This is a genomic window from Acinetobacter sp. YH12043 (assembly GCF_013419915.1).
In the GTDB taxonomy this organism is placed as follows: Bacteria; Pseudomonadota; Gammaproteobacteria; order Pseudomonadales; family Moraxellaceae; genus Acinetobacter.
Map to the genome: position 1 here is coordinate 15088 of NZ_VOZD01000009.1, position 23743 is coordinate 38830.

Sequence of the window (23743 nt, forward strand, 5' to 3'; positions counted from 1 at the left end):
AGGTAATAAAAAAGGCCGCTTACGCGACCTTTTTAAAATTAAATCAGCAATTAAGCAGATTTAACCGCTTCAAGAAGTTCAGCTTGGCGTTTTTTCAACGCTTCTGGCAGACGATCACCCAATTTGTTGAACAATTCAGTGTGGCTTTCAAGTTCTTTGATCCATTGATCTTTGTCTTGAGAAGTTACAAGGTCAAATTGTTCTTTAGTGAAATCAGAACCAGTCCAGTTTAGCTGTTCGTAAGTAGGTACACGGCCGATTGGAGTTTCAACAGCATCAGCACGACCTTCACAACGATCGATGATCCACTCAAGAACACGCATGTTTTGACCGAAACCAGGCCATACGAAGTTACCTTCAGCATCACGACGGAACCAGTTCACGTTGTAGATACCAGGAAGTTTGTTACCAGCAGCAGCAGCTTTTTCGCCAACTTTCTCACCCATTTCTAACCAGTGAGTGAAGTAGTCAGCCATGTTGTAGCCAGCAAATGGAAGCATCGCAAATGGGTCGCGACGAACGATACCTTGTTGACCAACAGCAGCAGCAGTCGTTTCAGAACCCATGGTTGCAGCTTTATAAACACCATCAACCCAGTCAAATGCTTCTGAAATCAGAGGCACTGTGTCTGCACGGCGACCACCGAAGATGAACGCAGAAATTGGAACACCTGCTGGATTTTCCCAATCCGCATCGATAGAAGGGCATTGACCAGCAGAAACTGTGAAACGAGCGTTCGGATGAGCCGCTTTTTCTTCGCCAGTGTGTGGTTGACCTTTCCAGTTAGTCAGATTCGCAGGTGCTTCTTTAGTCAGACCTTCCCACCAAACTTCACCGTTGTCAGTCACAGCAACGTTTGTATAGATTACGTCTTTATGAAGAGTTGCCATACAGTTCGGGTTAGTTTTGGTATTTGTACCAGGAGCTACACCGAAGAAACCAGCTTCAGGGTTGATTGCATATAAGCGACCATCTTCACCTGGTTTGATCCAGGCAATATCGTCACCTACAGTTTCAATTTTCCAGCCTTCATAACCTGCTGGTGGAATCAGCATCGCGAAGTTTGTTTTACCACAAGCAGATGGGAATGCAGCTGCGATGTAGTGTTTTTCGCCTTTAGGGCTAGTCACGCCAAGGATTAGCATATGTTCAGCTAACCAGCCTTGTTGACGACCCATATAAGATGCAATACGTAAAGCCAGGCATTTTTTACCTAACAATGCGTTACCGCCGTAACCAGAACCAAATGACCAGATTTCACGAGTTTCTGGGTAGTGCACGATGTATTTTTCTTTGTTGCAAGGCCAAGCAACATCTTTTTGACCTTCTTCAAGTGGTGCACCCACAGTGTGTACGCAAGGGACAAATTCGCCATCTGTACCTAGAACGTCATAAACAGCTTTACCCATACGAGCCATTTTAGACATGCTGACTGCCACATAAGGAGAGTCAGTTAATTCGATACCGATGTGCGCAATGTGTGAACCCAAAGGACCCATAGAGAATGGAACCACATACAGGGTACGACCTTTCATTGAACCGTCAAACAGACCATTCAATTTTTCGCGCATAACTGCTGGATCTTCCCAGTTATTGGTCGCGCCAGCGTCTTCTTTATTTGCAGAACAGATAAAAGTACGGTCTTCAACACGAGCAACGTCAGAAGGATCAGAATTTGCAAGATAAGAACCAGGATGTTTCTCTTGGTTAAGCGCTTGCATTGTGCCGTTAGCGATCATCAAGTCGATATAACGTTGATATTCTTCTGCGCTACCGTCACACCATTCAATTTTTGCTGGTTTTGTTAATTTAGCAATTTCTTCCACCCATGCAATAAGCTTAGGGTGACGAACGAATTCTGGTGCGTTCACTTGGGTCATGGTGAGGCCTATCTCAAATGTGTACAAAATTTTGTACAAAGTACAATCTGGTCAATAAAATACTGGCCAGATGAAATATGAAAAAAAGTGGCTGTATTAAAGCATAAAATCATCAAAAAAATAAGACTAAAGAAGTGCTGGATTTTATTTGGAATATTATGCTATTTTCTGTTTAAATTTATATAAAACAATAAGATATAAATAAATTCAAAATCTTAAATATGTATTTATTAGCTTTATGTGTGGTATTTATTTTAATTATTTTTATTTAAATCAAACCTTTAAATAAAATTGTTCAGTTATATTTGTTATTGATTAAATAAATGGTCGCCATTCGAATTTTACATAAAGCAACTATTAATTGTTTATGAATTGGACAAAATGCCAATAGGTGTGCATCAATCTGTGTAAAAAATGTCTAATCAATCTAAACCCTTATCCATTATTTATAATCATAATTCTGGTTTCCGTCTATTCGACCAACAAGAAAAATATGAGCAATTACTAGATATTTTTGCAGCGCATGATTTTGAGACTAAAGCCTTTGAAATCAACGATCCAGAACAGTTCAAAAAAGTCATTGCTGAAGTGCTGCAACGGCATCAACAATCGCCGGATCATGGTGTGGTCGTGGCAGCAAGAGGAGATGGAACGCTCAATTCAGTCGCCAAACACCTGCTTGAAACTGATATTCCAGTCGGAATATTGCCTCTAGGTACTTTTAACTATGCGGCAAGATTGCTGGATATTCCCTTAGATTTGGTTGAAGCCGCACAAGTCATTGCAACGGGTCAAACCAAACGTATCCATGTGGCACGCATCAATCAGGAAATCTACCTGAACAATGCTAGTCTGGGCTTATATCCCTTATTTATTAAAAAACGTGAAGACTATAATCGCATATTTGGCCGTTTCCCTTTACATGCCTATACCTCAGCACTCGATGTGTTGATTCGTGACCGTAAAGAATTAAAACTGGAAATCTGGGTAGATCAGAAGAAATATCCGGTCAAAACTCCACTGATTTTCTTTGGCAATAATCCACTACAGTTAGCAGACATGAAAATGCGGATTGCCCAAGCTGCTGAGCAAGGGAAGGTGGCTGGGGTTGTGGTCTCTAAAAGTGACAAGCTGACGTTATTCAAGCTGGTATATCAGTTAATTCGGGGCAAAATTGATGAAGCCTCCGATGTCTATAGTTTTGCTGCAGATCAGGTGCGAATTGAGTCTAAACGCAAAAAATTAATGGTTGCCATAGATGGGGAAACGGTAGAAATGACACCACCGTTAAATATTTCAGTTTTAAAAAATAGTTTAAGTGTAATGGTGCCGCATGATTCTGCATCTCTCTGATCTACATTTTGGTACAGAAAGACCTGAATGTTTGGAAGCCATCCAGCAATTTTGTCGGGATCATGCACTGGAAGCGGTGGTAGTCAGCGGCGATCTCACCCAGCGAGCACGTTTAGGGCAGTTCTTTGCATGTAAACGGTTTCTGGATCAGTTGAATACGCCTTATCTGGTGATCCCGGGGAATCATGACATTCCGCTTTATCATTTATGGAATCGGCTATTTACTCCATTTACCCGTTATCAATTATTTTTCGGTGAACTCGAGCCTGTTTTAGAAACTGAACATTTTTATCTGATTGGGGTAAATTCGATTAGACGTCGATATCATACCAAAGGCCATTTATCCCTTGAGCAGATTCAAAGGATTGACCTAAAACTACAGCAGGCACCTGCTTCCAAAATTAAGATTATTGTCAGTCATCAACCTTTTTATGTGCCATTTCAGAATAGGCGGGGGTTTAAGGATATTCCCCTGATGGCCAAAATTGCATTGGAGTCTTGGTCGCAACATGGTCTGTTTGCTGTATTGCATGGGCATTTGCATCGTATCGCAGTCTATGATTTGAACCGTATATTCGAATTGGGAGGAGATCATCCAGTTTATGATGTACATGCTGGGACTTCTGCGTCGCATCGACTCCATAAGAATCAGCCGAATAGCTTTAATGCAATTGATGCAACAGGAAAAATTACGCAATATTGTTTTGATGAACAGTTAAAAACCTTTGTTCAACAGCCTGATCCCGTAAATAAATAGACAAAAAATACGCAATCCACCAAAAAATTAAAAAAAAACCAATTTTTTTTCATTTTTGCCCTTGAAGCGTTTTATTCCATCTCCATAAAAAGGACATCAAAAAATTTTGATGATGACCAATGGAATAAATAAGTCGTCATCGGTGATCTAAAAAAGACTTAGTCTGATGGAGTTATTTATGAGCAACATTCGTCCATTACATGACCGCGTTGTTATTCGTCGTGTTGAAGAAGAAACAAAAACAGCTGGGGGCATCTTACTTCCAGGTTCTGCTGCTGAAAAACCTGCACAAGGTGAAATCATTGCAGTTGGTAATGGTCAAATCACTGACAATGGCGTACGCGCGTTAGACGTAAAAGTTGGCGACAAAGTATTGTTCGGTACTTATGCAGGTACAACTGTAAAAGTAAACGGCGAAGAACTTTTAATCATGAAAGAGTCTGACATTCTGGCAGTATTAGAAGCTTAATCTGCGCCAGATCGTTTTACTCATTCCAATTCAGATTTTGTAAAGATATAACAATATTCGGAGTCAAATATGTCAGCTAAAGACGTAAAATTTGGTGATTCAGCTCGTTCAAAAATGATCGCTGGTGTGAACATCCTTGCAGATGCGGTGAAAGTGACTTTAGGTCCTAAAGGCCGTAACGTTGTAATCGACCGTTCTTTCGGTGCACCGCACATTACTAAAGATGGTGTATCTGTTGCGAAAGAAATTACCCTGAAAGACAAATTCGAAAACATGGGTGCGCAACTGGTTCGTGAAGTTTCTTCAAAAACCAATGATATCGCAGGTGACGGTACAACAACTGCAACTGTATTGGCTCAAGCAATCCTGAACGAAGGGATCAAGTCAGTAACTGCGGGTATGAACCCAATGGATCTGAAACGCGGTATCGACCTTGCAGTGAAAACTGTTGTTGAAAATATTAAACAAACTGCAAAACCAGCTTCTGATTCTAAAGCGATTGAGCAAGTCGGTTCGATCTCTGCAAACTCTGACACCACTGTTGGTTCTCTGATTGCACAAGCAATGGAAAAAGTGGGCAAAGAAGGCGTAATCACTGTTGAAGAAGGTTCAGGCTTCGAAGACTCGCTTGATGTGGTAGAAGGTATGCAGTTTGACCGCGGTTATATCTCTCCATACTTTGCAAATAAACAAGACACGTTGACTGCTGAACTTGAAAACCCATACATCCTGTTGGTTGACAAGAAAATCAGTAACATCCGTGAATTGATCACTGTTCTAGAAGCTGTTGCGAAAACTGGTAAGCCTCTTCTTATCATCGCTGAAGATGTTGAAGGCGAAGCATTGGCTACACTTGTAGTGAACAACATGCGCGGCATTATCAAAGTATGTGCGGTTAAAGCACCTGGCTTCGGTGACCGTCGTAAAGCGATGCTTCAAGATATCGCGATCCTGACTGGTGGTACTGTAATTTCTGAAGAAATCGGTATGCAGTTAGATCAAACTTCACTTGAACACTTAGGTACTGCACATAAAGTAACTGTATCTAAAGAAAATACAGTGATTGTTGATGGTGCTGGTGATGCAAATCAGATTTCTGAGCGTGTTCAGCAAATCCGTGCACAAATCGAAGAATCTACTTCTGAATACGACAAAGAAAAACTTCAAGAACGCGTTGCTAAATTGGCAGGCGGTGTAGCAGTTATCAAAATCGGTGCTGCAACTGAAGTTGAAATGAAAGAAAAGAAAGACCGTGTAGACGACGCACTTCATGCAACTCGTGCTGCAGTTGAAGAAGGTGTTGTTGCAGGTGGTGGTGTTGCACTGGTACGTGCTGCATCTGCACTTGATGGTTTGACTGGTGCTAACGATGACCAAAACGTAGGTATCAACATTCTTCGTCGTGCAATCGAAGCTCCTCTTCGTCAAATCGTAGCCAATGCTGGTGATGAGCCATCTGTAGTGATCAATGCTGTGAAGAACGGTGAAGGTAACTATGGCTATAACGCTGCGACAGGCGAATACGGTGACATGCTGGAAATGGGTATTCTTGACCCTGCTAAAGTAACTCGTTCTGCACTTGAGCATGCAGCTTCTGTTGCTGGCTTGATGTTAACAACAGAATGTATGATTACTGAAATTCCAGAAGAAAAACCAGCTATGCCTGATATGGGCGGCATGGGTGGTATGGGCGGTATGATGTAATTCATCGTTCGATCATATGATGTAAAAAATCCCCGCATTTGCGGGGATTTTTTATTAAGTTAGAAAATAATTAAGGTGATTTTTTAACTAATTTATAATTCAGATTACTCTGTATTTCCCTACCTGTTTCTATATCACGAGCTTCAACGAAATTATCACCTACATAAAACTTCCGGTTTTCAGCTTTTCCATCTAGGACGATAATAGAAGGTTGTTGAGGATCGAAAGTGAAGCTACCTTTGGTTTCAGTTTCATTATTTCCAGTTTTACCTAAATATTCCTCACTCAATTCATAAGTTTTGTCAGGATTAAGATCTAGTTCAACTTTAATACCTTCGCAGTCAGCACACGGGAAAACACCTTCATATTCACCTGCCCAGTTTGAGTTGGCAGTGGCATTACTGCTCATCTTAGTACTCATATTGCTTTGACTATTTGTAGTCTCTGTAGTAACAGGAGCATTTGTGGTATTAGATTGAGTATCTGCACTGACCATATCGCGGTCATTCTGTTTAGAACATGCACTTAAACTAGTAACTGTTACTACCAATAAAGCAGGCCATAATATTTTTTTCATTGAAGATCATCCTCTTGTTCTTCTGTATTAGGATTTACATTAAAAGTATGAGCTATCAATATACAGAGAGATCTTGTTAAAAATTGATTCGTTAAGTGAAACGGATTAAATATATGTAGATGAGAAACTAAGATAATTAAAATACAAAATAAGCGATAGGTTTTCTTTAGTTTTATTTTATAAACCTTAAGGTTATGATTTGATAGAAATAATTATTAATAAGAGCGGTCATGAAAGCAGAACAGGAAAATAATATCATCGCGAAAATATATGATGCTGCTTTATTGCCTGCTTTATGGCTAGAGGTCATTCAGGATATTGTGCAATATACCCAGAGTCATAGTGCAATTTTTACCGGCCTTGATCAATTCAATCCAGCCTATGACTTTGTTTATACTTACAATATCCCGGAAGAAAGTCTGGCTGCTTATCAGGAGGAACGGATTCGGGTCATTGACATGAAGCTGCATATGCCTTTATGGAATAAAATTGATATGGGGGAGGCACTTAATCAGGACTGCCGTCATTATGCAGATCAACCTGGAACAGAGCAGTATATCTTTTATGAAAAATGCCTTAAGCCTACAGGGATAGGATATATGGCGGGAGTATTACTGGACAGAGGAAATTATCGCTGGGCAGTCATGGGACTACATCGTGCTCCGCACACTCAAGGTTTTGAAGTAGCTGAACTGAATTTTCTCAAACGGATCGGCATACATTTACGTCGCTCTTTACAGATTCATCGGCAAATCAGTTTAGTACAACAAGACAATATCAGCTTATATACCGTATTAGACTGTTTAAAAATCGGTATTATTTTGCTGGATCAGGATCTCAAGTTATCTTATTCAAATCCACTAGCACAAAGCATGATTGAAGCTTCAACATGTCTGGAAATGGATATGCATAACCGGCTGAAAACACCGGTAGGTGATCAGGAACGTCTGGAAAGATTGCTATCGAGTGCTTTGCTGGAAGATACCAGTATGTCGAGTGAAATAGGCGGGGTCTTGGCTTTGCAGGATTCTAAAGGACAGCAATTGATGCTCACTGTTGTGCCTTTTAAAAGGTTGAGAAAAATGCAGCAATTTTCTGAAGCTCAGCATCAGATTGCTGTATTTATGACAGACAAAAACCGGCATTATTCATTATCTAGAGCTTATTTGCAGCAAGCATATCAACTGTCAAAACGTGAATTTGATTTGTGTGAACTTTTAATCAATGGCTATAAATTAGAAGAAATTGCAGTGAAATGTGGGATCACTTTAAGTTCAGTACGCACTTATTTTAAGAATATTTATGAAAAAACTGACTGCACTTCACAAATTGAGCTGATGCACTTATTGATGGGATGTACGATTCATTTTGAACATATTAATTAAACCTACCTAAAGATAATTCTTTAGGTAGGCAGTGCTCATTATCTAACGCGCTGTAATGTTACAGGACCTTCACCTTGTGGATGCAAGATCAGAGTTTCAGCCGATACATTGATGTTTGCAATGGTCTTGCTGCCATCGGAACTGTCTTGTAATCCGCCACATTCATTGGTATCGAATAAAACTTCAGTGGTCGTAAGTGTATTACCTGAGAGGATAAATTTGCCATATTCAATACCAGGCCAGCCACAATCATCTCCGCCTTCAGTGTCCAGGAAGAAATAATAGTTTGTGTCAAAGAAGGCAAATAAATGGGTGTCACTAAATCTCCATGCACCTACCAGACCATTAGCAGACTGTTTGACGCGGCTTAAACGGTATTCGGTATTGATCCCCGGTTCTGTCAGAATTAAGGTCGTTCCATCATAGTTTAACGTATAAGGTTTGCCTCCTGCAGGATGTGAGAGTCCCCATTCACCATTACTGTCTTGAATAATACGCGGTGAAATTACACTGGTAGTTGCATTCCAGTTTAACTCTCCAGTTTCAATGCCAGGCGTTCCATCACCATCAGCAGCTTCTGCTTGACCTAAGGCATAACGGCCATCTTCTAAAATATGGATTAGAACAGCGCTGTTTGCATTACGGCCAATTTCCCAAGTACCGGCAATATCTTTATAGAAAGTTGACTGGAAGTTTTCTGCAGCTTTTTCAGGTGTAATCAATTTTTCTGTGGTAACTACGCCTGTTGATACCACGTCTGTAGCAAATGCTGTAGGGGCCTTAGAAAAATCTAAACTTTTATTAAGAAGGGCATTAGCAGCTTCAGTACTGATGCTAATCCCATTGTCATGATTACTATCTGTATCTAAAGACTGTAAAAGCACCATCAGATTGGTACGTGCATTTTCAGTTTGTGCTAAATCTAACGGAGTAACACGTTCTTTCGCTTCAATTTCTTGACCTAGTTGTACGTCACCAATCAGGAATTTAACCTTTTCTCCATCATTAAATTTAAATTCACCTTTTTCATTAGTAACCCCTTCCGCACCGCTGCTGGTGATATATGTTACCCCTGAGATAATTCCATCTGTCAGTACACCAGTTTCGGTCCCGACCGGAGCTGTAGGTGGAACAGGTGATGAACCCTCTGTACGATCATTATCTGAACCGCCACATGCTGTAAGTAACCCCGCTAAGGCAAGACAAATTAAAGTCTTTTTCATGAAAATCTTCCTGAAATTTATTATGTCAGCGAAGTATAGAAAGAAAGCTAAAATCGACATATCCTAAAATTAGGATGGAAAAATATATAAATCAGTAAAATAAATTGAACTCACTATTTGCTTAAAAGAGTGAGCTTGCAATAGGTAGTGAAAGAAGAAATATTCAAATAACAATAAATTGAAATTCTTCCTAAAGCTTAAAAATACAAATATATATTAATTGATGTTTTATTGATCAGGATGCACTATCTATATTCTGCTGCATTGTTAGACTGTGGCGAAATTTTGATAATGATTGTGATGTAGCTGTGTTTGAAAATTTAGCTGAGAAAACTTTAAATTTAATGGGCTGGAAAACCGATGACCAATGGCCCGAAGACCTTGATCAATGTGTGATGATTGCAGCGCCACATACCAGTAACTGGGATGCACTATATGCACGTTTGGCCTTAAAGGCATTAAAAGTGAATGTGCGTCTGACCATTAAAGACAGCTATATGAAATTTCCATTTGGGCCTTTTGTACGTGCAATGGGTGGAATTGGTATTGACCGTCGTCCCAAACAACCGGGTGAGCCACGTCCAAGCATGGTTCAGGTCATGACAGGTCTATTTAAAGAGCATCCTAAACTAGTTATGCTGGTTACGCCGGAAGGCACACGCGCCCGTCAGGAACAATGGAAAACTGGTTTTTATCATGTGGCGATCAATGCGGGTGTGCCAATTGCGCTGGCTTATATGGATTATGCAAAAAAAGAAGCGGGCGTAGGTAAAATCATTTATCCAACAGGAAATTATGAACAGGATATGGCTGAGATCATGACGTTCTATGCCAATATTGAACCTAAATTTCCTGAAAAATTCAGTATTGATCAACGCTATTTTTAATTTCAGGAAAAATAAAAGCAGAGGGATGGACTCTGCTTTTCTGTACGATATATAAATACCGAATTTAATTTTGATTCTCTTCAGATAAAATTCCCCCCAGATTCTGGCAGGCATCTTTATAAAGATTGTATTGCTGTTCTACCACTTCATATAAAGGCAGGTCAAAAAGCTCTTCTCCTTGATGATATTGCTCAATATAAGATTCGACCTTGGTTTTGCTGCTGTATAGCATGTGTTGATAATAATCCGTCATACTACTGTGTGGCATTTGCGCTGTATCAATCTTGGCACAATTGAAGTTTCGCAGAAGCTGTTCTGACTTTTTAAGATCATTGGACATACAACCTGCCAGTAACATGCTACTGAGCAATGCCGTTAGGAGTTTCATAGAAAATAGATGAACTTTGATGGGGAGCGCACTATTGTAGAAGTAAATGCGCTATGCAAAAGTAGTTTTATTCAACAACTGGTCAAAAAATAGAAGAATAAAATTCAGAATCTCATTCTTCCTTGGCGATCTTTAACCTTTAACCAGTCCGCCATCGACAATCAGGTTTTGACCTGTCACTGCACGTGAATAAGGTGACAGGAACATCAGAATAGCAGACGCAAATTCTTCAGGTGTAATCACGCGACGTAAAGGAGTGGATTGAGCAATCAGGTCAAAGACAAAGTCAGGCGTTGCTTTACTTGCATCTGTAGTTTGCAGTAATCCGCCTGAAAGCATGTTCACGTTAATCCCATACTGACCCAGGTCTTGCGCAGTAGTTCGGGTAAAGGCCAATAGCGCCGCTTTCCCAGTCGTATAATCATGATAAGGAACGACAGGGTTTTGAACCAGGTTAGTCCCAATATTCACGATACGACCAAAATGTGCCTGTTTCATATCTTCTAATGCAGCTTGCGTCGTATTTAAACAGGCTTGAACTGCTCCACTAAACTGACGGGCCATGCTTTCCCAGGTCAGATCTTCAACTTTAGGTCGCTCATCACCATTAAACTCAAACTGCACCAGCGCATTATTAATGACGGAATGGATGGCTTCTCCAAAATGGGCCTTGCTGGCAGTGAATAAAGCTTGTACTTGATCAGCTTGTGTTACATCTGCCTGACAGGCAAAGACCTGATCAGGATACTGATTTTGCAAAGCTTCAGCTTGGGTTTTGCTGCTATGGTAATTTACTACCACACGTGCACCTTCCTGAATCAGGAGCTGGGTAATGGCTAGTCCCAATCCACGAGCACCACCAGTCACAAGGACAATTTGATCACGAATTTGCATTGCTTATATCCGCCTGAGAATCATTCGGGCTAACATAACAGCAATAGGGCTGAAAGCAAAGTGATGTAAGGTTTTAGAGCTGCTCTATCGCGCAAATGAGTCAATGCCTTCCTTGATCAGGAGAAAGCAGCCCGAGCTGAAGAGCAAGCCTAAGACAATCTGTTTAAAACGTAATTCTGAAATTCGATGAAACAGACGTGCGCCTAAAATAGCGGGAATACTTACAGCTAGAATGAGTACCGCCATATAGGGAAGGTGAGTCTGATTTAAGGTTCCTTGCAGTAAATAGGCGGCTAAGGTAAACACCTGTATGGCAAAATTAAAATGACGCAATATATAGCGCTGCTGTTCTTTCGGCAGCTGCTTCAGCACTAACCACGCAGAGGGTACAGAACCACAGAATCCCCCTAAACCTCCTAAAATACCACCGATCAAACCAATGCCTACGTCCGCAGTTTTGCCTGAATGCTGAATCAATTTAACCTGTGGATTAAGCAACATCAGTGGACACCAGATCACGAGAAATATACCAAGCAAAATACGAAAAGTACTCGCCTCAACGATATTCAGTAACCAGGTGCCGAGTGGGACACCGATCAGACCAGCAATTAAATAAGGTAGATATAAGGTTCGGTGCAGATGAGGAAGTCTAGGTTCATTGGATAATGAAATGAGGTGACTCCACACCGAGGCAAAAACCACTAAGGGCGCAGCAAGTTGAGGACTTAATCCCCATACCCAGAATGACATGGCAATTAATGCAAAAGCAAAACCGGTAAGTCCCTGTACAAATCCTGCGATAATTGCACCAAGAATAAAGAGTAGCCAGGTCATAAAAATCAGGATATTGGAAAAGTTTGTAGTATTCAAAATATGGCTAGAAAAACCAAGCAGATCCTTAGCTGTATTTATGCGAATCTAAGTGTAAATATGCATAAATGATTTTTATTAAATCCGAGACAAATCCTTTAATTAAGTATGGAAAATGAACAAAATCATACAAGAGTGCAACAATGGCTCCGCGTACTCTTCATGAAATCACTTGATACTAATTGAGTGCGGTATAGAGGTGATGAACATGAAAAAAATGATATTACTGTCATCTGTATTGGCAGTAGCGCTAACAGGCTGTGTGGTTGATCCTTGGGATGAAGGTTATCGCGGTCATCATGATCGTAATGGACATTATGATCGGGATCGTGGTGATAAGGACTGGAAAAAACATAAAGATCATCGTGACTGGAAACGTGACAGAGGCGATCGGGACTGGCGTCGTAATCGTTAACCGTTACCTTCCATTTATAAAAAAGGATTCCTTTAAGGATTCCTTTTTTATTTAAGTATTTAATATAAGTAGGTCTTAAGCTGCTTTTTTTTGATACAGCCCTGCGCGTACTGTACCGGCTTTGGTATTTTTAACTAAACGCCATGAACTTGGTAACTTCAATGTACTCAGTTCACGATCGGCTTCTACATAAATAAAACTATCTTCTTTAATCAGTGGATCAGCCTGAGTAGCCAGAGTTTCCCATAGATCCAAACTATAAGGCGGGTCTAGAAAGACCAGATCAAACTGCTGTTTCAGGCTGGTTAATGCTTGTTGTGCTGTCGCAACTTTAAGTTGCGCACGTGCTTTGGTGACTTTGAGTAATTCCAGATTTTGGGTGAGGAATTGTGCCTGAGTACGATCCGGCTCAATCATCACCACTGAAGCTGCACCACGTGATAATGCCTCAAAAGATAAAGCACCTGAACCGGTACACAGATCCAAGACACAGGCATTCTGGACATCCCACATTAGCCAGTTAAATAAAGTTTCACGCACACGGTCAGGTGTAGGACGTAATCCTTCGATATTGGCAAAAGCCAATTGACGGCGTTTCCAGTCACCACCAATAATTCTAAGTTGGTTTTTCATGAATTATTCCTGATCGTCATTGGCTGCAGGAGCAGAGCGAGAAGTTGCAGGTTGCGGATTGTTTGGCTGTGCATGGGTCGCCTGACTGCCTTCTTGAGTTGGGGTAGCATTCGGGTCTGCACTTAACAGATTCGGTCCACTTGGCAATTCGCCCGGTTTAATACCTGCTGTCATGAGACCGCCACTAATTTGATGACCGGCAGGGTGAATCGGATTTTTATCGCGAGACAGTAACCAGTAGTCAAATAACGGTTTAGCCAGTTGCGCAGCAGAACCCCCATGTCGGCCATTTTCCCAGACAACGACTACTGCAATTTCAGGGGCTTCAGCAGGTGCAAAACCAACAAATAGACCATGATCCAGCTGGCGTTCAGTCAGCAGGGCTTCATTATAGCGCTTACCTTGGGCAATACTTTTTACCTGTGCCGTACCGGTTTTACCTGCGATTTGATACATCGGCGTGCGGATTCCGCGACCTGTCCCTGACTGAACCACATCGATCATCGCATCACGCATTTTGATCCAGTCATCTGGTTGACCATTAAAGTCGATTTTACCATTAGGGGCATTATGTACTGTAAAAGGTTTGGCACCTTTACTTTCACGCAGTACGTGAGGCGTAACATGTGAGCCTTGATTTGCTGTAATAGCAGTTGCCATGGCGAGCTGTAATGGTGTGGCGGTAAAGGCACCCTGACCAATACTCACCGAGATGGTTTCACCACGTGACCATTTAGATTTACGGGTACGCATTTTCCATTCCGGACTTGGGTATAGACCAGAGCTTTCACTTGGCAGATCGACACCAGTTTTTTCACCAAAGCCAAACTGGCGCATCCATGTGTTCATTTTTTCAATGCCCATACGGAACGACAAAATGTAGAAGAAGGTATCGCACGAGACCACTTGCGATTTATGCAAGTTGACTACGCCGTGTCCTGACTTTTTCCAGTCGCGGAATTTATGCGAATCGCCCGGAAGTGTGAAATAGCCGGGATCGGAAATTGCTGTATCCCAATCGACCAGGCCATAATGAAGGCCACCCAGGCCAAACATCGGTTTAATGGTCGAACCTGGAGGATAGGCCCCTTGAACAGCACGGTTATAGAGTGGTTGATCTAAACTGTCACGAAGACCTGAATAATCTTTGCTACTAATCCCAGTGACAAATAAATTAGGGTTAAAACTTGGACTGGAAACCAGCGCCAGAATTTCACCTGTACGTGGGTCAATCGCGACAATAGCACCACGACGACCGGCCAGTTGTTCAGTGGCAATGGTTTGTAGACCATAATCCAGTGATAAATACAGATCATTACCGCGTACCGGCTCTTTACGGCCTAAGTGACGCAGAACATTACCGAAAGCATCAGCCTCAACAGATTCATTACCCGGCACACCATGCAATAAATCTTCATAGTATTTTTCTACCCCGATTTTCCCGATCAGGTTAGACCCGGCATAGAGATCCTTATCAATTTCTTTGAGTTCTTTGTCATTAATACGGCCGACATAACCAATCACATGCGCGAAAAGTTCACCATGCGGATAGTAACGGGTCATCTGCGTTTCAATATTGACGCCCGGAAATAGATATTTCACCTCACTAAAACGGGCAATATCATTTTCATTCAGATTCAGCTTGATTGATACCCGCTCAGTTTTACGCGCCGTCTTGATTCGTGCCTGAAAACGTTCAATATCTTCTTCGGTTAATTCCAGAATCGGTGTAAGACGTTTCAGCGTATCATCAATATCCTGCACATCGGCGCGGCTTAAGGTAGCTGTGAAAACAGGATAATTATCGGCAAGTAAAATACCGTTACGATCGTAAATATAACCGCGTGCTGGCGCTAAAGGCTGCAGACGAATACGGTTCTGGTCAGAAGCCGTAGAGAAGGTTTCAAAATTAAAAATTTGCAAATAGGCATAGCGGCTGACCAGCAGCAGCATAAAGAAAACCACAATACCGACAGAGATCCAGACCCGACTGCTATAGATGCGCTTTTCTTGTTGTGCATTTTTTAAAGGAAAGTGCTGCTTCATACGCGATCGACTTAAGACCAGAGGGAAAGGAATCAAAGTGGAGTATTCTAGCGCAACTGTACGGGATTTGATAATGGAAAACTGGCTGTAGCAATTCCTGTGTTTAAACTTTGACTTTGCAGACATGAAAATTGTAAAGTGCTGTGTACAAGAGTTTTAATAATTCTGATAAAGTCAAAATTAAATAAAAATAGGACTCTACCAAAAACTATAATTAAGGAAGATGGTGAAGGAATGAACAAAGTTTACCCTTTGTTGGCATTTGCATTCTTTGCAAATGGGGTATATGCACATGATCAAGTGAATAATACGACAAACAGAACTGAGGATCGTGAGCCTAAAGCATTTAATGTTGGGGTCGGTTTTACCCAGAAACTTATCCATCTAAACACTGAATGGGTGAATCCTTATGGGATTGCTTATGTGAAAGGTGGTGCTTTTCTCAACGATGATCGTACAGTTGGAGCACAAGTTGGCTTTCGTTATCCTGCACACCTCACCGGCAAGGACAAAAATGGTTATTATGTAGGGGCTTATGCCGGTCATATCGATAGCAAACAGGTTGATGGCAAATACGAAAGCCGTTTAGGTGGGGGCATTGATCTGGCGTATGTTTTGCTTAGTTCAGAACGGATCAGCAGTTTTAGTATCGGTATTGGGGCGGGGGAGAAATTACAGGACAGTAATGGTCGCGTTGTAGCCAAAACTGAACCCAGACTACAATTCTCCTATACTTTAAGTATCGGTTTATAGACAAAATATTCAACTTTATTAATACCTGTATTCTGTGAACAAAAAATTAAATATGGAATTTATGCATGCTTGAGTACGTCAATGAATTGTGGCAAGCCTTCTTGAATCGCCCAGATTTTTGGGCAGTGCTCAGCATTATCCCGGTGACCGCATTCGTAACATGGGCTCACGTGTGGATGGCGCTAAAAATGGTGTTTTATCCAATTAATTTTTGGGGTTTTCATGTCGGGCCTGTTCCTGTTGGTTGGCAAGGTATTGTGCCGCGTAAAGCTGGAAGAATCTCAGGAATTATCACGGATAATACCTTGTCTAAATTGGGTTCTATCCAAGAGTTTTTGCAGGCAATGGATCCGGATGATATGGCACGTATTATCGGGGAACAGGTCGGTTTTGAACTGGAACATCTGATTGATGAAGTCATGATGGACCGAAATGCGGTGTTATGGGAAAACTTGCCTTATTCAATCAAGCGCCGTATTTATGCCCAAGCCCATAAACAGCTGCCACAGGTATTAAAAGAATTGGTGACTGAACTGACCATGAACGTCGAGTCACTAGTGGATATGCGCGACATGGTGGTCAGTCAAATGGAAGGTGATCGCCGTTTAATGGTGCGCATGTTCCTGAAAGTTGGCCAAAAAGAAATCAACTTTATCTGGCATATCAGTGCCCTGATCGGGATGTTCTTTGGCCTGTTCCAGATGGTGGTCTGGTTTGTAGTGCCATGGCACTGGACCGTACCGTTCTGGGCGGCTATCTGGGGCTTCCTGACTAACTGGATTGCGATCTGGATGGTGTTTAATCCGGTAGAACCGCATTATATTAAATACCCGCAATTCTTTAAGCGTACAGCCGATCACAGATTCCCTTGGATCAAGCCGGTGATTCCAAGAATTGGCACCTATAACATACAAGGCGCATTTATGAAACGTCAGGAGGAAGTTTCTGACGTATTTGCAAGTGTGGTCACAGAAGATCTGATTACGCTAAAATCGATCATGACAGAAATGATGTATGGTGGTAAAAAAGATAAAACCCGCCGTATTGTCAAACGTCATATTAACGAAATTATGGAAACACCGCTGGTTCGGACCTCTTTACAGTTGTCTTTAGGACCAAAAGAGTATGCAAAACTCAAGACAGACTTGATCGATCGCTCGATTGAAATTACGATGGTGCCTGTAAGCGACCCTGCGTTTAATGCGAGCCGTGCACAGAAGATCTACCAAATGTTTAGAGACCGCATACGTGATTTGACGCCTAACGAGTTTCAGAATCTATTACGTCCTGCTTTTCAGGAAGATGAATGGATCTTGATTGTCCTGGGGGGAGTTACCGGTTTTGTTGCGGGTTTAATCCATTTGTTTGTGGCTTTCTTATAATTAGATGCCAAAGAGCAGCACACGTTTTGGTCGTGTGAAGCTGGGTATCTTATACATAGTTAAAAAATGAGGATGTTTATATATGCGCATTATCTTACTCGGACCACCTGGAGCAGGTAAAGGTACACAAGCTCAGTTGATCTGTAAGCGCTACAATATCCCACAAATTTCAACCGGTGATATGCTCCGTGCTGCAATTCGTGAAGGAACTGAATTAGGTCTACAAGCTAAAAGCGTCATGGACAATGGCGGTTTGGTTTCTGATGAATTGATCATTGGTCTGGTCAAAGAGCGTATTGCACAACCTGACTGTGCAAATGGCTGTATCTTTGATGGTTTCCCACGTACGATTCCTCAAGCTGAAGCGCTGGAAAAAGAAGGCATTGCAATTGATCATGTAATTGAAATTGATGTGCCGGATGAAGAAATCGTTCAACGTCTATCTGGTCGTCGTCAACACCCGGCGTCTGGTCGCGTTTATCACATCGTTTACAACCCGCCAAAAGTGGAAGGTAAAGATGATGAAACTGGTGAAGATCTGGTACAACGTCCAGATGACCAGGAAGAAACTATTCGTCGCCGTTTAGGTTCATACCACACTGAAACTGAACAGCTGGTTGGCTTCTATCAAGGCCGTGCAGCTTCAGGCGAAAATGCACCGACTTATGACAAGTTAAACGGTCTACGTCCAATCGAAGAAGTTCAAAAAGATCTTTTCGCGATTCTGGATCAAGCAAAATAATCGGTTTCCGATCATTTTGACTTTCAAAGAGCCCTAAGTCATATTAGGGCTCTTTTTATTGTATTGTTCAAAAGGATCTGCTGTGAAATTTGCTGTATTGGGATTGATGATTGTATTTCTGGCAGTACTGTTTGCGCTGTTCTATGTGAGCTTTAAGATGTTAAAAAAAGTACGCCAGGAAGAACGTGCTGAAAATGCGGGTAAGGTGCCTGAGCGTCAGCTGCATCCTAAATTACAGGCAGAGCTTGAGCAAAAGCGCAAGCAAGAACAGGCTGAGCAAAATAAAAAATAAAAACTTTTCGAGTACTTAAATTAAAAAGCTGAACCTAGCGTTCAGCTTCAATATTTTTCACCGGAATTGCGCGACCTGCGCCAAATTCAAAACGGTCGGGCCAATTGCAGACATCGGCGACCACACATTCATGACACTTCGGTTTACGTGCGATGCAGCAATAGCGGCCATGTAAAATCAGCCAGTGATGTGAATCAATAATAAATTCTTTTGGAATCACTTTGACCAGACGATGCTCGACCTCAAGCACGTTTTTACCCACCGCCAACCCGGTACGGTTACCAACACGAAAGATATGCGTATCCACAGCCATGGTCGGTTGACCAAAGGCGGTATTCAGCACCACATTCGCCGTTTTGCGTCCTACACCCGGTAAAGCTTCCAGATCTGCACGATTGTCCGGTACTACGCTGTTATGCTTCTTGATGAGCATTTCACAAGCTTTAATGACGTTCACAGCTTTGGAATTATACAGACCAATCGTTTTGATATATTCCTTCAGCCCATCCACACCGAGTGCATAAATCGCTTCCGGTGTATTGGCGACAGGAAACAGTTTATCGGTGGCTTTATTCACGCTCACATCCGTAGCTTGGGCAGACAGGGTCACTGCAACCAATAATTCAAATGGACTTGAATAATTCAATTCAGTTTTTGGATTCGGACGCTGCTCGCGCAGGCGCTCAAAGAAAGTCTGAATCTGTTTTTTAGTCATGTTTTTTACAGGCTTGGCTGTTGCTGTTGTCATGATCTTATCCCTGTAAAGCCTGTAATTGCTGGGTCAGTTCTTCAAGTTGCAGACGTTTGCGTACATCCTCACGGACCGAAAGCTGTTTTTCTAACTTTTTGATTTGTGTGCGTAATTTGGCAAGCTCAATCGTGGTTTTGGCATCAAGTGTAACCACTTCATCAGCTGGTTTTTGCACGATTTCAATGACAGGAACCTGATCGACCTGAGCAGAGAACTGGGCAAATAGGGCTGTATTAATCTCGGCACGAACGACAGGTCCCTTACGGTCGATGCGACGTTTTTCTTCGCGTTGAATATGCGCGTAGTAACGTTTGCGCAAGTCATCCTGTTCAGCAATACGTTGAGATTCAGTTGACAAAGGCTGAAGATCTTCGACCAGATCAATACAGTCTACCGGGCAAGGCGGAATGCAGAGTTCACAGCCGGTACACAAGTCAGTGAGCACAGTATGCATCAATTTGCCTGAGCCAATAATCGCATCGACCGGGCAAGCACTGATGCATTTGGTACAGCCAATACATTCATCTTCACGAATGATGGCTTTCATGCGCTGAGGACGACCATCAGCCTGAATTGGCCAGACACTTTCTTCAGTGGGCAGTTTAGAACGATTTAACAATGCTGCCAGAGCATCAGCGACTGGCTGTCCACCCGGTACACATTTATTGGCATCTTCGCCCTCAGCAATGGATTGAGCATAGGGCAAGCAGCCATCACGATGACCACATAAACCGCACTGGGTTTGGGGCAATAAAGCATCAATAGACTGGACTAGAGAGATCTGCGAATTCATGAATAACCTAGGCTGCTCGGGCTGAGCCTTAGAGTGAATGAAACAAAATATGTCAATTTAACAATTTTAACATGTTTTTAAGGAACTAAGTTATGCACGATTAAAGGTCACTTTGTGCATTATTATCAGGCATAAATTAACAATTAAGCATTGATTCAATTGGCATTTAAGCACACAGAAAAAATATTCATAATCAATATAAATAATTGTTATCAAATTAAATTTAAACTATTTTTCAAAAAAGTATTGTAGATTAGTTACAAAAGATATTTAATATTTTGCGCCAAAATTTAACATTGATTGTAAATTTGACCAATTTTGATCCATTTTCTGCTGAGGATTAAGCGTTGAAATACAACACACTTAATGAGTTCCTAGATTACGTAAAATCACGTGATGCACATCAACCCGAATTTCTTCAAGCTGTAGAAGAAGTGATGACCAGTTTGTGGCCATTCATTGAAAAGAATCCACAATACGCAGCACATGGTTTACTAGAACGTCTAGTTGAACCTGAGCGTGCGATCCAGTTCCGTGTTGCTTGGGTAGATGACCAAGGTCAAACACAGGTTAACCGTGCGTTCCGCGTACAGTACAACTCAGCGATTGGTCCATTCAAAGGTGGTATGCGTTTCCACCCGTCAGTGAACCTTTCTATTTTGAAATTCCTCGGTTTCGAGCAAACTTTCAAAAATGCCCTAACTACATTGCCTATGGGTGGTGGTAAAGGCGGTTCTGATTTTGACCCTAAAGGCAAATCAGAAGGCGAAATCATGCGTTTCTGCCAAGCGTTAATCATCGAGCTTTATCGTCATCTTGGTTCTAATACAGATATCCCAGCGGGTGATATCGGTGTGGGTGGCCGTGAAGTTGGTTACATGGCTGGTATGATGAAAAAACTCAGCAATGACACTTCATGTGTATTCACTGGTAAAGGCCTGACTTTCGGTGGTTCTCTGGCTCGTCCAGAAGCAACTGGTTACGGTACAGTGTATTTCGCTGAAGAGATGCTGAAAACTCGTGGCGAAAGCTTCAAAGATAAAGTGGTAACAATCTCTGGTTCTGGTAACGTTGCCCAGTACGCTGCTGAAAAAGCAATGTTCCTGGGTGCTAAAGTTGTTTCTCTATCTGACTCTGCGGGTACTGTTCACGTTAAAGACGGTTTCACTGAAGAGCTTCTTGCTGAAGTGATGGAACTGAAAAACATTAAACGTGGCCGTATCTCTGAATTTGCATCTAAACACGGTTTTGAATACCTTGAAGGTCAACGTCCTTGGGGTATCAAATGTGATATCGCGCTTCCATGTGCGACTCAAAACGAACTTGATGCGAATGATGCAGCAGCGCTTCTTGCAAACGGCGTAATTTGTGTTGCTGAAGGCGCGAACATGCCTTCTACACTTGAAGCAGTTGAGAAATTCGTTGAAGCGAAAATCCTTTATGCTCCAGGTAAAGCATCTAACGCCGGTGGTGTAGCAACTTCTGGTCTTGAAATGTCTCAAAACGCATTGCGTTTAGGCTGGACTTTCGAAGAAGTTGACGAACGTCTGCATGCGATCATGAAAGAAATTCACCGCAACTGTGTGAAATACGGTACTAAAGAAGACGGTACTGTAAACTATGTAGACGGCGCAAACATCGCTGGCTTCGTAAAAGTTGCTGATGCAATGCTTTCTCAAGGCGTATTCTAAGTCTGACTTAGTTTAAGCTTAAAAAAACCGAGGTGAATGCCTCGGTTTTTTTATGTTCAGATTTTATCTTTAAAGAGTGCCTTTGACTGTTTCACGCTCTACAGCCATGTCGAATATATAGGCATATTTAGACTGGTCAGCTGCCGGATTTTTGATTTCATAACGTTTTACCCGAATAATCTGACGCTCATTCGGTGTATGCTGAAAACCTTCAATCTGATCGTAAAATAAAGTCCAGTCTTTATCTACTTGAGTCTTTAAACCTTTTTCATCATATTTGATTTCTTTCACCTGTAAGCAGGTTTGCTGAGCTACACCCGTACAGGCTTTAGTCTGTGGCGAAACTTCCAGGAAAATGGTTTCTGCCTGACCTTGGTATTTGGTTTCCGGTGTCATTTTTCCGGTAAAGACATATTTTTGACTATCAGCTGCAGTAATACTCAGTTTCGGCTGATTGGCATCACTTAGATCCAGGCTAAACGGAATATCACGCTTTTGCAGAAGCTGGCTGATAAAACGTTCCTGTTCCATTAATGGTGCATCACATGCCATCATGGTGCCCATCATGTCACCCGTACTCAGGGTATTATCTTTAACAGTCCAGCTCGTGCCAAGGCCATTACAGCCAGAAGCTACACTCAGTCTACCTTGCTGATCAAAGCTCAGAACAATCGGGCGTTGCAGCCCACGATCAAGTTCCCAAGTATAAGCGGGCAAAATTTGTGTAGGCGTTTTTAATGTAGTGGATAGAGTAGAAATAGCCGGATCTCCTGAAGTGGCAGGAAGATGAGAAGATTGACATGCAGTTAAAGCTAAAGGGAGCAGGGCAAGCGCAAAAATACTGAATTTCATTGGTTTATATTCTATGTGCTAAAGTTTCAACGTGATTATAATCAAGAGATTAACAAAAAATATGGATACAAATCGTAGCTTTTGCTAACAAAATGTATCCAAATTAAAAAGTCGGATGTTAAATGGTTGAAGTTTACTGTCAGTCAAAACGGTAAATATCCATTCCCAAAGCGCCCATCGTAAAACTGCTATGCACGATACTGAAACGGTTGCCGGTACCCATAGCAAAGAACAGTGGAGCAAAGTGTTCCAGCGTTGGGTGATTACGTTTTAACTGAGGAATAGACTGCCAGTCCAGAACGGCATCAAAATCGCTATGAGTTAATTTATTGGCTACATAGTTGCGGAAGGTTGATGCCCATTCCGGAACTTCATCGCTATTTCCTTGCCAAGACAATTCACGCAAATTATGAGTAATGCTCCCTGACCCAATCAGGAAAACCTGCTGCTCACGAAGTGGCGCCAACGTCTGGCCAATCTTGTAAATCTCTTCTGCACTCATCGACATTGGTAAAGAAATTTCAATTACCGGGATATCTGCTTCCGGATACATATGTAAGAGCGGCATCCAGACGCCATGATCACGCGGACGGGTGCTGTTGGCATGTGCAGAGAACCCGGCATTGGCCAATAAGCCCAAGACTTGCTCAGCCAGCTCTGGATTGCCGGGAGCAGGATAGCGTAACTCATATAACTCAGGTGGAAAGCCACGGAAATCATGCCAAGTTTCAGGACGAATACCTGTATTGACTTCCAGAGCTTCACTTTCCCAATGTGCCGACATAACAATAATGGCAGTTGGACGTGGCAGATTCAGGCTTAAACGATGCAATGCCGGGCCAACCTGCTCAGGATTGAGTGCGAGCATGGGAGAACCATGAGAAATAAATAAGCCGGGCAAAGTCTGTAAGTTCATAAGTCAAACCACATTAATTCAATGTTTTAATCATGCAATAAAAAGGAAAGCAAAGGCAGGGGGAATTGTTCAACAAAACGTTGCATAATC

At 42.0% G+C, this 23743-nt stretch carries 24 protein-coding genes; 12 read left to right on the forward strand and 12 right to left on the reverse strand.

Annotated elements, in window-relative coordinates; all coding sequences use genetic code 11:
* Positions 1-50: 50 nt before the first annotated feature.
* Entirely contained in the window at positions 51-1880 is a 1830-nt protein-coding gene (locus FTU01_RS05865) for a phosphoenolpyruvate carboxykinase (GTP) (RefSeq protein WP_034706283.1), read from the reverse strand.
* A 414-nt stretch (positions 1881-2294) separates the two neighbouring features.
* Between FTU01_RS05865 and FTU01_RS05870 the strand changes: the two genes are divergently transcribed.
* The 4 genes from FTU01_RS05870 to groL all read left to right on the forward strand — a co-directional run bounded on the left by FTU01_RS05870 (position 2295) and on the right by groL (position 6163).
* Positions 2295-3233 (forward strand): diacylglycerol kinase family protein, encoded by a 939-nt coding sequence (locus tag FTU01_RS05870; RefSeq protein ID WP_180138499.1) that lies wholly within the window; start codon positions 2295-2297, stop codon positions 3231-3233.
* Positions 3214-3990, forward strand: coding sequence for a metallophosphoesterase (locus FTU01_RS05875; RefSeq protein ID WP_180138500.1), 777 nt, complete (start codon positions 3214-3216; stop codon positions 3988-3990). The genes FTU01_RS05870 and FTU01_RS05875 overlap by 20 nt, the downstream gene beginning before the upstream one ends.
* A gap of 178 nt (positions 3991-4168) precedes the next feature.
* The gene (gene groES / locus FTU01_RS05880) at positions 4169-4459 is read left to right on the forward strand and encodes a co-chaperone GroES (RefSeq protein ID WP_004646315.1); all 291 of its coding nucleotides are present in this window, start codon (positions 4169-4171) and stop codon (positions 4457-4459) included.
* Between the two features lie 69 nt (positions 4460-4528).
* On the forward strand, positions 4529-6163 hold the full coding sequence (gene groL / locus FTU01_RS05885) for a chaperonin GroEL (RefSeq protein WP_005234685.1): 1635 nt from the start codon (positions 4529-4531) through the stop codon (positions 6161-6163).
* A gap of 70 nt (positions 6164-6233) precedes the next feature.
* Here groL and FTU01_RS05890 read toward each other — a convergent pair whose 3' ends face one another.
* Positions 6234-6740, reverse strand: a complete 507-nt coding sequence (locus FTU01_RS05890) for a copper resistance protein NlpE (protein WP_180033409.1) — start codon at positions 6738-6740, stop codon at positions 6234-6236.
* A gap of 230 nt (positions 6741-6970) precedes the next feature.
* Here FTU01_RS05890 and FTU01_RS05895 point away from each other — a divergent pair, with 230 nt between their 5' ends.
* Entirely contained in the window at positions 6971-8125 is a 1155-nt protein-coding gene (locus FTU01_RS05895) for a helix-turn-helix transcriptional regulator (RefSeq protein WP_180016815.1), read from the forward strand.
* Positions 8126-8163: 38 nt separating this feature from the next.
* Here the strand turns inward: FTU01_RS05895 and FTU01_RS05900 are convergent, their stop codons facing one another.
* Positions 8164-9348, reverse strand: coding sequence for a hypothetical protein (locus FTU01_RS05900; protein ID WP_180016817.1), 1185 nt, complete (start codon positions 9346-9348; stop codon positions 8164-8166).
* Positions 9349-9656: 308 nt separating this feature from the next.
* On the opposite strand from FTU01_RS05900, the gene FTU01_RS05905 reads away from it, so the two are divergent.
* Positions 9657-10235 carry a 1-acyl-sn-glycerol-3-phosphate acyltransferase gene (locus FTU01_RS05905; protein ID WP_125278720.1) on the forward strand — a complete coding sequence of 193 codons (579 nt, stop codon included), beginning with the start codon at positions 9657-9659 and terminating at the stop codon, positions 10233-10235.
* A gap of 64 nt (positions 10236-10299) precedes the next feature.
* Here the strand turns inward: FTU01_RS05905 and FTU01_RS05910 are convergent, their stop codons facing one another.
* The 3 genes from FTU01_RS05910 to FTU01_RS05920 all read right to left on the reverse strand — a co-directional run bounded on the left by FTU01_RS05910 (position 10300) and on the right by FTU01_RS05920 (position 12351).
* Positions 10300-10623, reverse strand: coding sequence for a hypothetical protein (locus tag FTU01_RS05910; RefSeq protein ID WP_125278719.1), 324 nt, complete (start codon positions 10621-10623; stop codon positions 10300-10302).
* Positions 10624-10755: 132 nt separating this feature from the next.
* Positions 10756-11517, reverse strand: a complete 762-nt coding sequence (locus FTU01_RS05915; protein WP_125278718.1) for a 3-oxoacyl-ACP reductase — start codon at positions 11515-11517, stop codon at positions 10756-10758.
* An 84-nt stretch (positions 11518-11601) separates the two neighbouring features.
* Positions 11602-12351, reverse strand: coding sequence for a sulfite exporter TauE/SafE family protein (locus tag FTU01_RS05920; protein WP_180048176.1), 750 nt, complete (start codon positions 12349-12351; stop codon positions 11602-11604).
* 244 nt (positions 12352-12595) lie between these two features.
* Between FTU01_RS05920 and FTU01_RS05925 the strand changes: the two genes are divergently transcribed.
* On the forward strand, positions 12596-12802 hold the full coding sequence (locus FTU01_RS05925; RefSeq protein WP_004782913.1) for a hypothetical protein: 207 nt from the start codon (positions 12596-12598) through the stop codon (positions 12800-12802).
* Between the two features lie 75 nt (positions 12803-12877).
* Here the strand turns inward: FTU01_RS05925 and rsmD are convergent, their stop codons facing one another.
* Complete coding sequence (rsmD, locus tag FTU01_RS05930; RefSeq protein WP_180138501.1) at positions 12878-13435, reverse strand: 16S rRNA (guanine(966)-N(2))-methyltransferase RsmD; 558 nt, start codon at positions 13433-13435, stop codon at positions 12878-12880.
* Between the two features lie 3 nt (positions 13436-13438).
* A complete protein-coding gene (mrdA, locus tag FTU01_RS05935; RefSeq protein ID WP_179992089.1) occupies positions 13439-15481 on the reverse strand; it encodes a penicillin-binding protein 2 in 2043 nt (680 codons plus the stop codon).
* 234 nt (positions 15482-15715) lie between these two features.
* On the opposite strand from mrdA, the gene FTU01_RS05940 reads away from it, so the two are divergent.
* The 4 genes from FTU01_RS05940 (at position 15716) to FTU01_RS05955 (ending at position 18650) form a co-directional block, all read left to right on the forward strand.
* A complete protein-coding gene (locus FTU01_RS05940) occupies positions 15716-16234 on the forward strand; it encodes a hypothetical protein (protein WP_034170492.1) in 519 nt (172 codons plus the stop codon).
* A 65-nt stretch (positions 16235-16299) separates the two neighbouring features.
* Complete coding sequence (locus FTU01_RS05945; RefSeq protein WP_034170491.1) at positions 16300-17616, forward strand: membrane protein; 1317 nt, start codon at positions 16300-16302, stop codon at positions 17614-17616.
* Positions 17617-17698: 82 nt separating this feature from the next.
* Positions 17699-18358 carry an adenylate kinase gene (gene adk / locus FTU01_RS05950; RefSeq protein WP_004782907.1) on the forward strand — a complete coding sequence of 220 codons (660 nt, stop codon included), beginning with the start codon at positions 17699-17701 and terminating at the stop codon, positions 18356-18358.
* Between the two features lie 82 nt (positions 18359-18440).
* On the forward strand, positions 18441-18650 hold the full coding sequence (locus FTU01_RS05955; RefSeq protein ID WP_034170490.1) for a hypothetical protein: 210 nt from the start codon (positions 18441-18443) through the stop codon (positions 18648-18650).
* 34 nt (positions 18651-18684) lie between these two features.
* On the opposite strand, the gene nth is transcribed toward FTU01_RS05955, so the two are convergent.
* Together nth and FTU01_RS05965 are read right to left on the reverse strand one after the other, a co-directional pair.
* Positions 18685-19398, reverse strand: coding sequence for an endonuclease III (gene nth / locus FTU01_RS05960; RefSeq protein WP_180053172.1), 714 nt, complete (start codon positions 19396-19398; stop codon positions 18685-18687).
* A gap of 4 nt (positions 19399-19402) precedes the next feature.
* The gene (locus FTU01_RS05965) at positions 19403-20194 is read right to left on the reverse strand and encodes an RnfABCDGE type electron transport complex subunit B (RefSeq protein WP_180138502.1); all 792 of its coding nucleotides are present in this window, start codon (positions 20192-20194) and stop codon (positions 19403-19405) included.
* 347 nt (positions 20195-20541) lie between these two features.
* On the opposite strand from FTU01_RS05965, the gene gdhA reads away from it, so the two are divergent.
* Positions 20542-21885, forward strand: a complete 1344-nt coding sequence (gene gdhA / locus FTU01_RS05970) for an NADP-specific glutamate dehydrogenase (RefSeq protein WP_004782901.1) — start codon at positions 20542-20544, stop codon at positions 21883-21885.
* A gap of 69 nt (positions 21886-21954) precedes the next feature.
* Here the strand turns inward: gdhA and FTU01_RS05975 are convergent, their stop codons facing one another.
* Positions 21955-22737 carry an META and DUF4377 domain-containing protein gene (locus FTU01_RS05975; protein ID WP_180053174.1) on the reverse strand — a complete coding sequence of 261 codons (783 nt, stop codon included), beginning with the start codon at positions 22735-22737 and terminating at the stop codon, positions 21955-21957.
* Positions 22738-22876: 139 nt separating this feature from the next.
* Entirely contained in the window at positions 22877-23653 is a 777-nt protein-coding gene (locus tag FTU01_RS05980) for a dioxygenase (RefSeq protein ID WP_180016832.1), read from the reverse strand.
* Positions 23654-23743: the final 90 nt, after the last annotated feature.

Coding starts and splice junctions, on each gene's coding strand:
- FTU01_RS05865 (WP_034706283.1), bottom strand. CDS start 1,880: ATGACCCAAGTGAACGCACCAGAATTCGTTCGTCACCCTAAGCTTATT.
- FTU01_RS05870 (WP_180138499.1), top strand. CDS start 2,295: ATGTCTAATCAATCTAAACCCTTATCCATTATTTATAATCATAATTCT.
- FTU01_RS05875 (WP_180138500.1), top strand. CDS start 3,214: ATGATTCTGCATCTCTCTGATCTACATTTTGGTACAGAAAGACCTGAA.
- groES (WP_004646315.1), top strand. CDS start 4,169: ATGAGCAACATTCGTCCATTACATGACCGCGTTGTTATTCGTCGTGTT.
- groL (WP_005234685.1), top strand. CDS start 4,529: ATGTCAGCTAAAGACGTAAAATTTGGTGATTCAGCTCGTTCAAAAATG.
- FTU01_RS05890 (WP_180033409.1), bottom strand. CDS start 6,740: ATGAAAAAAATATTATGGCCTGCTTTATTGGTAGTAACAGTTACTAGT.
- FTU01_RS05895 (WP_180016815.1), top strand. CDS start 6,971: ATGAAAGCAGAACAGGAAAATAATATCATCGCGAAAATATATGATGCT.
- FTU01_RS05900 (WP_180016817.1), bottom strand. CDS start 9,348: ATGAAAAAGACTTTAATTTGTCTTGCCTTAGCGGGGTTACTTACAGCA.
- FTU01_RS05910 (WP_125278719.1), bottom strand. CDS start 10,623: ATGAAACTCCTAACGGCATTGCTCAGTAGCATGTTACTGGCAGGTTGT.
- FTU01_RS05915 (WP_125278718.1), bottom strand. CDS start 11,517: ATGCAAATTCGTGATCAAATTGTCCTTGTGACTGGTGGTGCTCGTGGA.
- FTU01_RS05920 (WP_180048176.1), bottom strand. CDS start 12,351: ATGACCTGGCTACTCTTTATTCTTGGTGCAATTATCGCAGGATTTGTA.
- FTU01_RS05925 (WP_004782913.1), top strand. CDS start 12,596: ATGAAAAAAATGATATTACTGTCATCTGTATTGGCAGTAGCGCTAACA.
- rsmD (WP_180138501.1), bottom strand. CDS start 13,435: ATGAAAAACCAACTTAGAATTATTGGTGGTGACTGGAAACGCCGTCAA.
- mrdA (WP_179992089.1), bottom strand. CDS start 15,481: ATGAAGCAGCACTTTCCTTTAAAAAATGCACAACAAGAAAAGCGCATC.
- FTU01_RS05940 (WP_034170492.1), top strand. CDS start 15,716: ATGAACAAAGTTTACCCTTTGTTGGCATTTGCATTCTTTGCAAATGGG.
- FTU01_RS05945 (WP_034170491.1), top strand. CDS start 16,300: ATGCTTGAGTACGTCAATGAATTGTGGCAAGCCTTCTTGAATCGCCCA.
- adk (WP_004782907.1), top strand. CDS start 17,699: ATGCGCATTATCTTACTCGGACCACCTGGAGCAGGTAAAGGTACACAA.
- nth (WP_180053172.1), bottom strand. CDS start 19,398: ATGACAACAGCAACAGCCAAGCCTGTAAAAAACATGACTAAAAAACAG.
- FTU01_RS05965 (WP_180138502.1), bottom strand. CDS start 20,194: ATGAATTCGCAGATCTCTCTAGTCCAGTCTATTGATGCTTTATTGCCC.
- FTU01_RS05975 (WP_180053174.1), bottom strand. CDS start 22,737: ATGAAATTCAGTATTTTTGCGCTTGCCCTGCTCCCTTTAGCTTTAACT.
- FTU01_RS05980 (WP_180016832.1), bottom strand. CDS start 23,653: ATGAACTTACAGACTTTGCCCGGCTTATTTATTTCTCATGGTTCTCCC.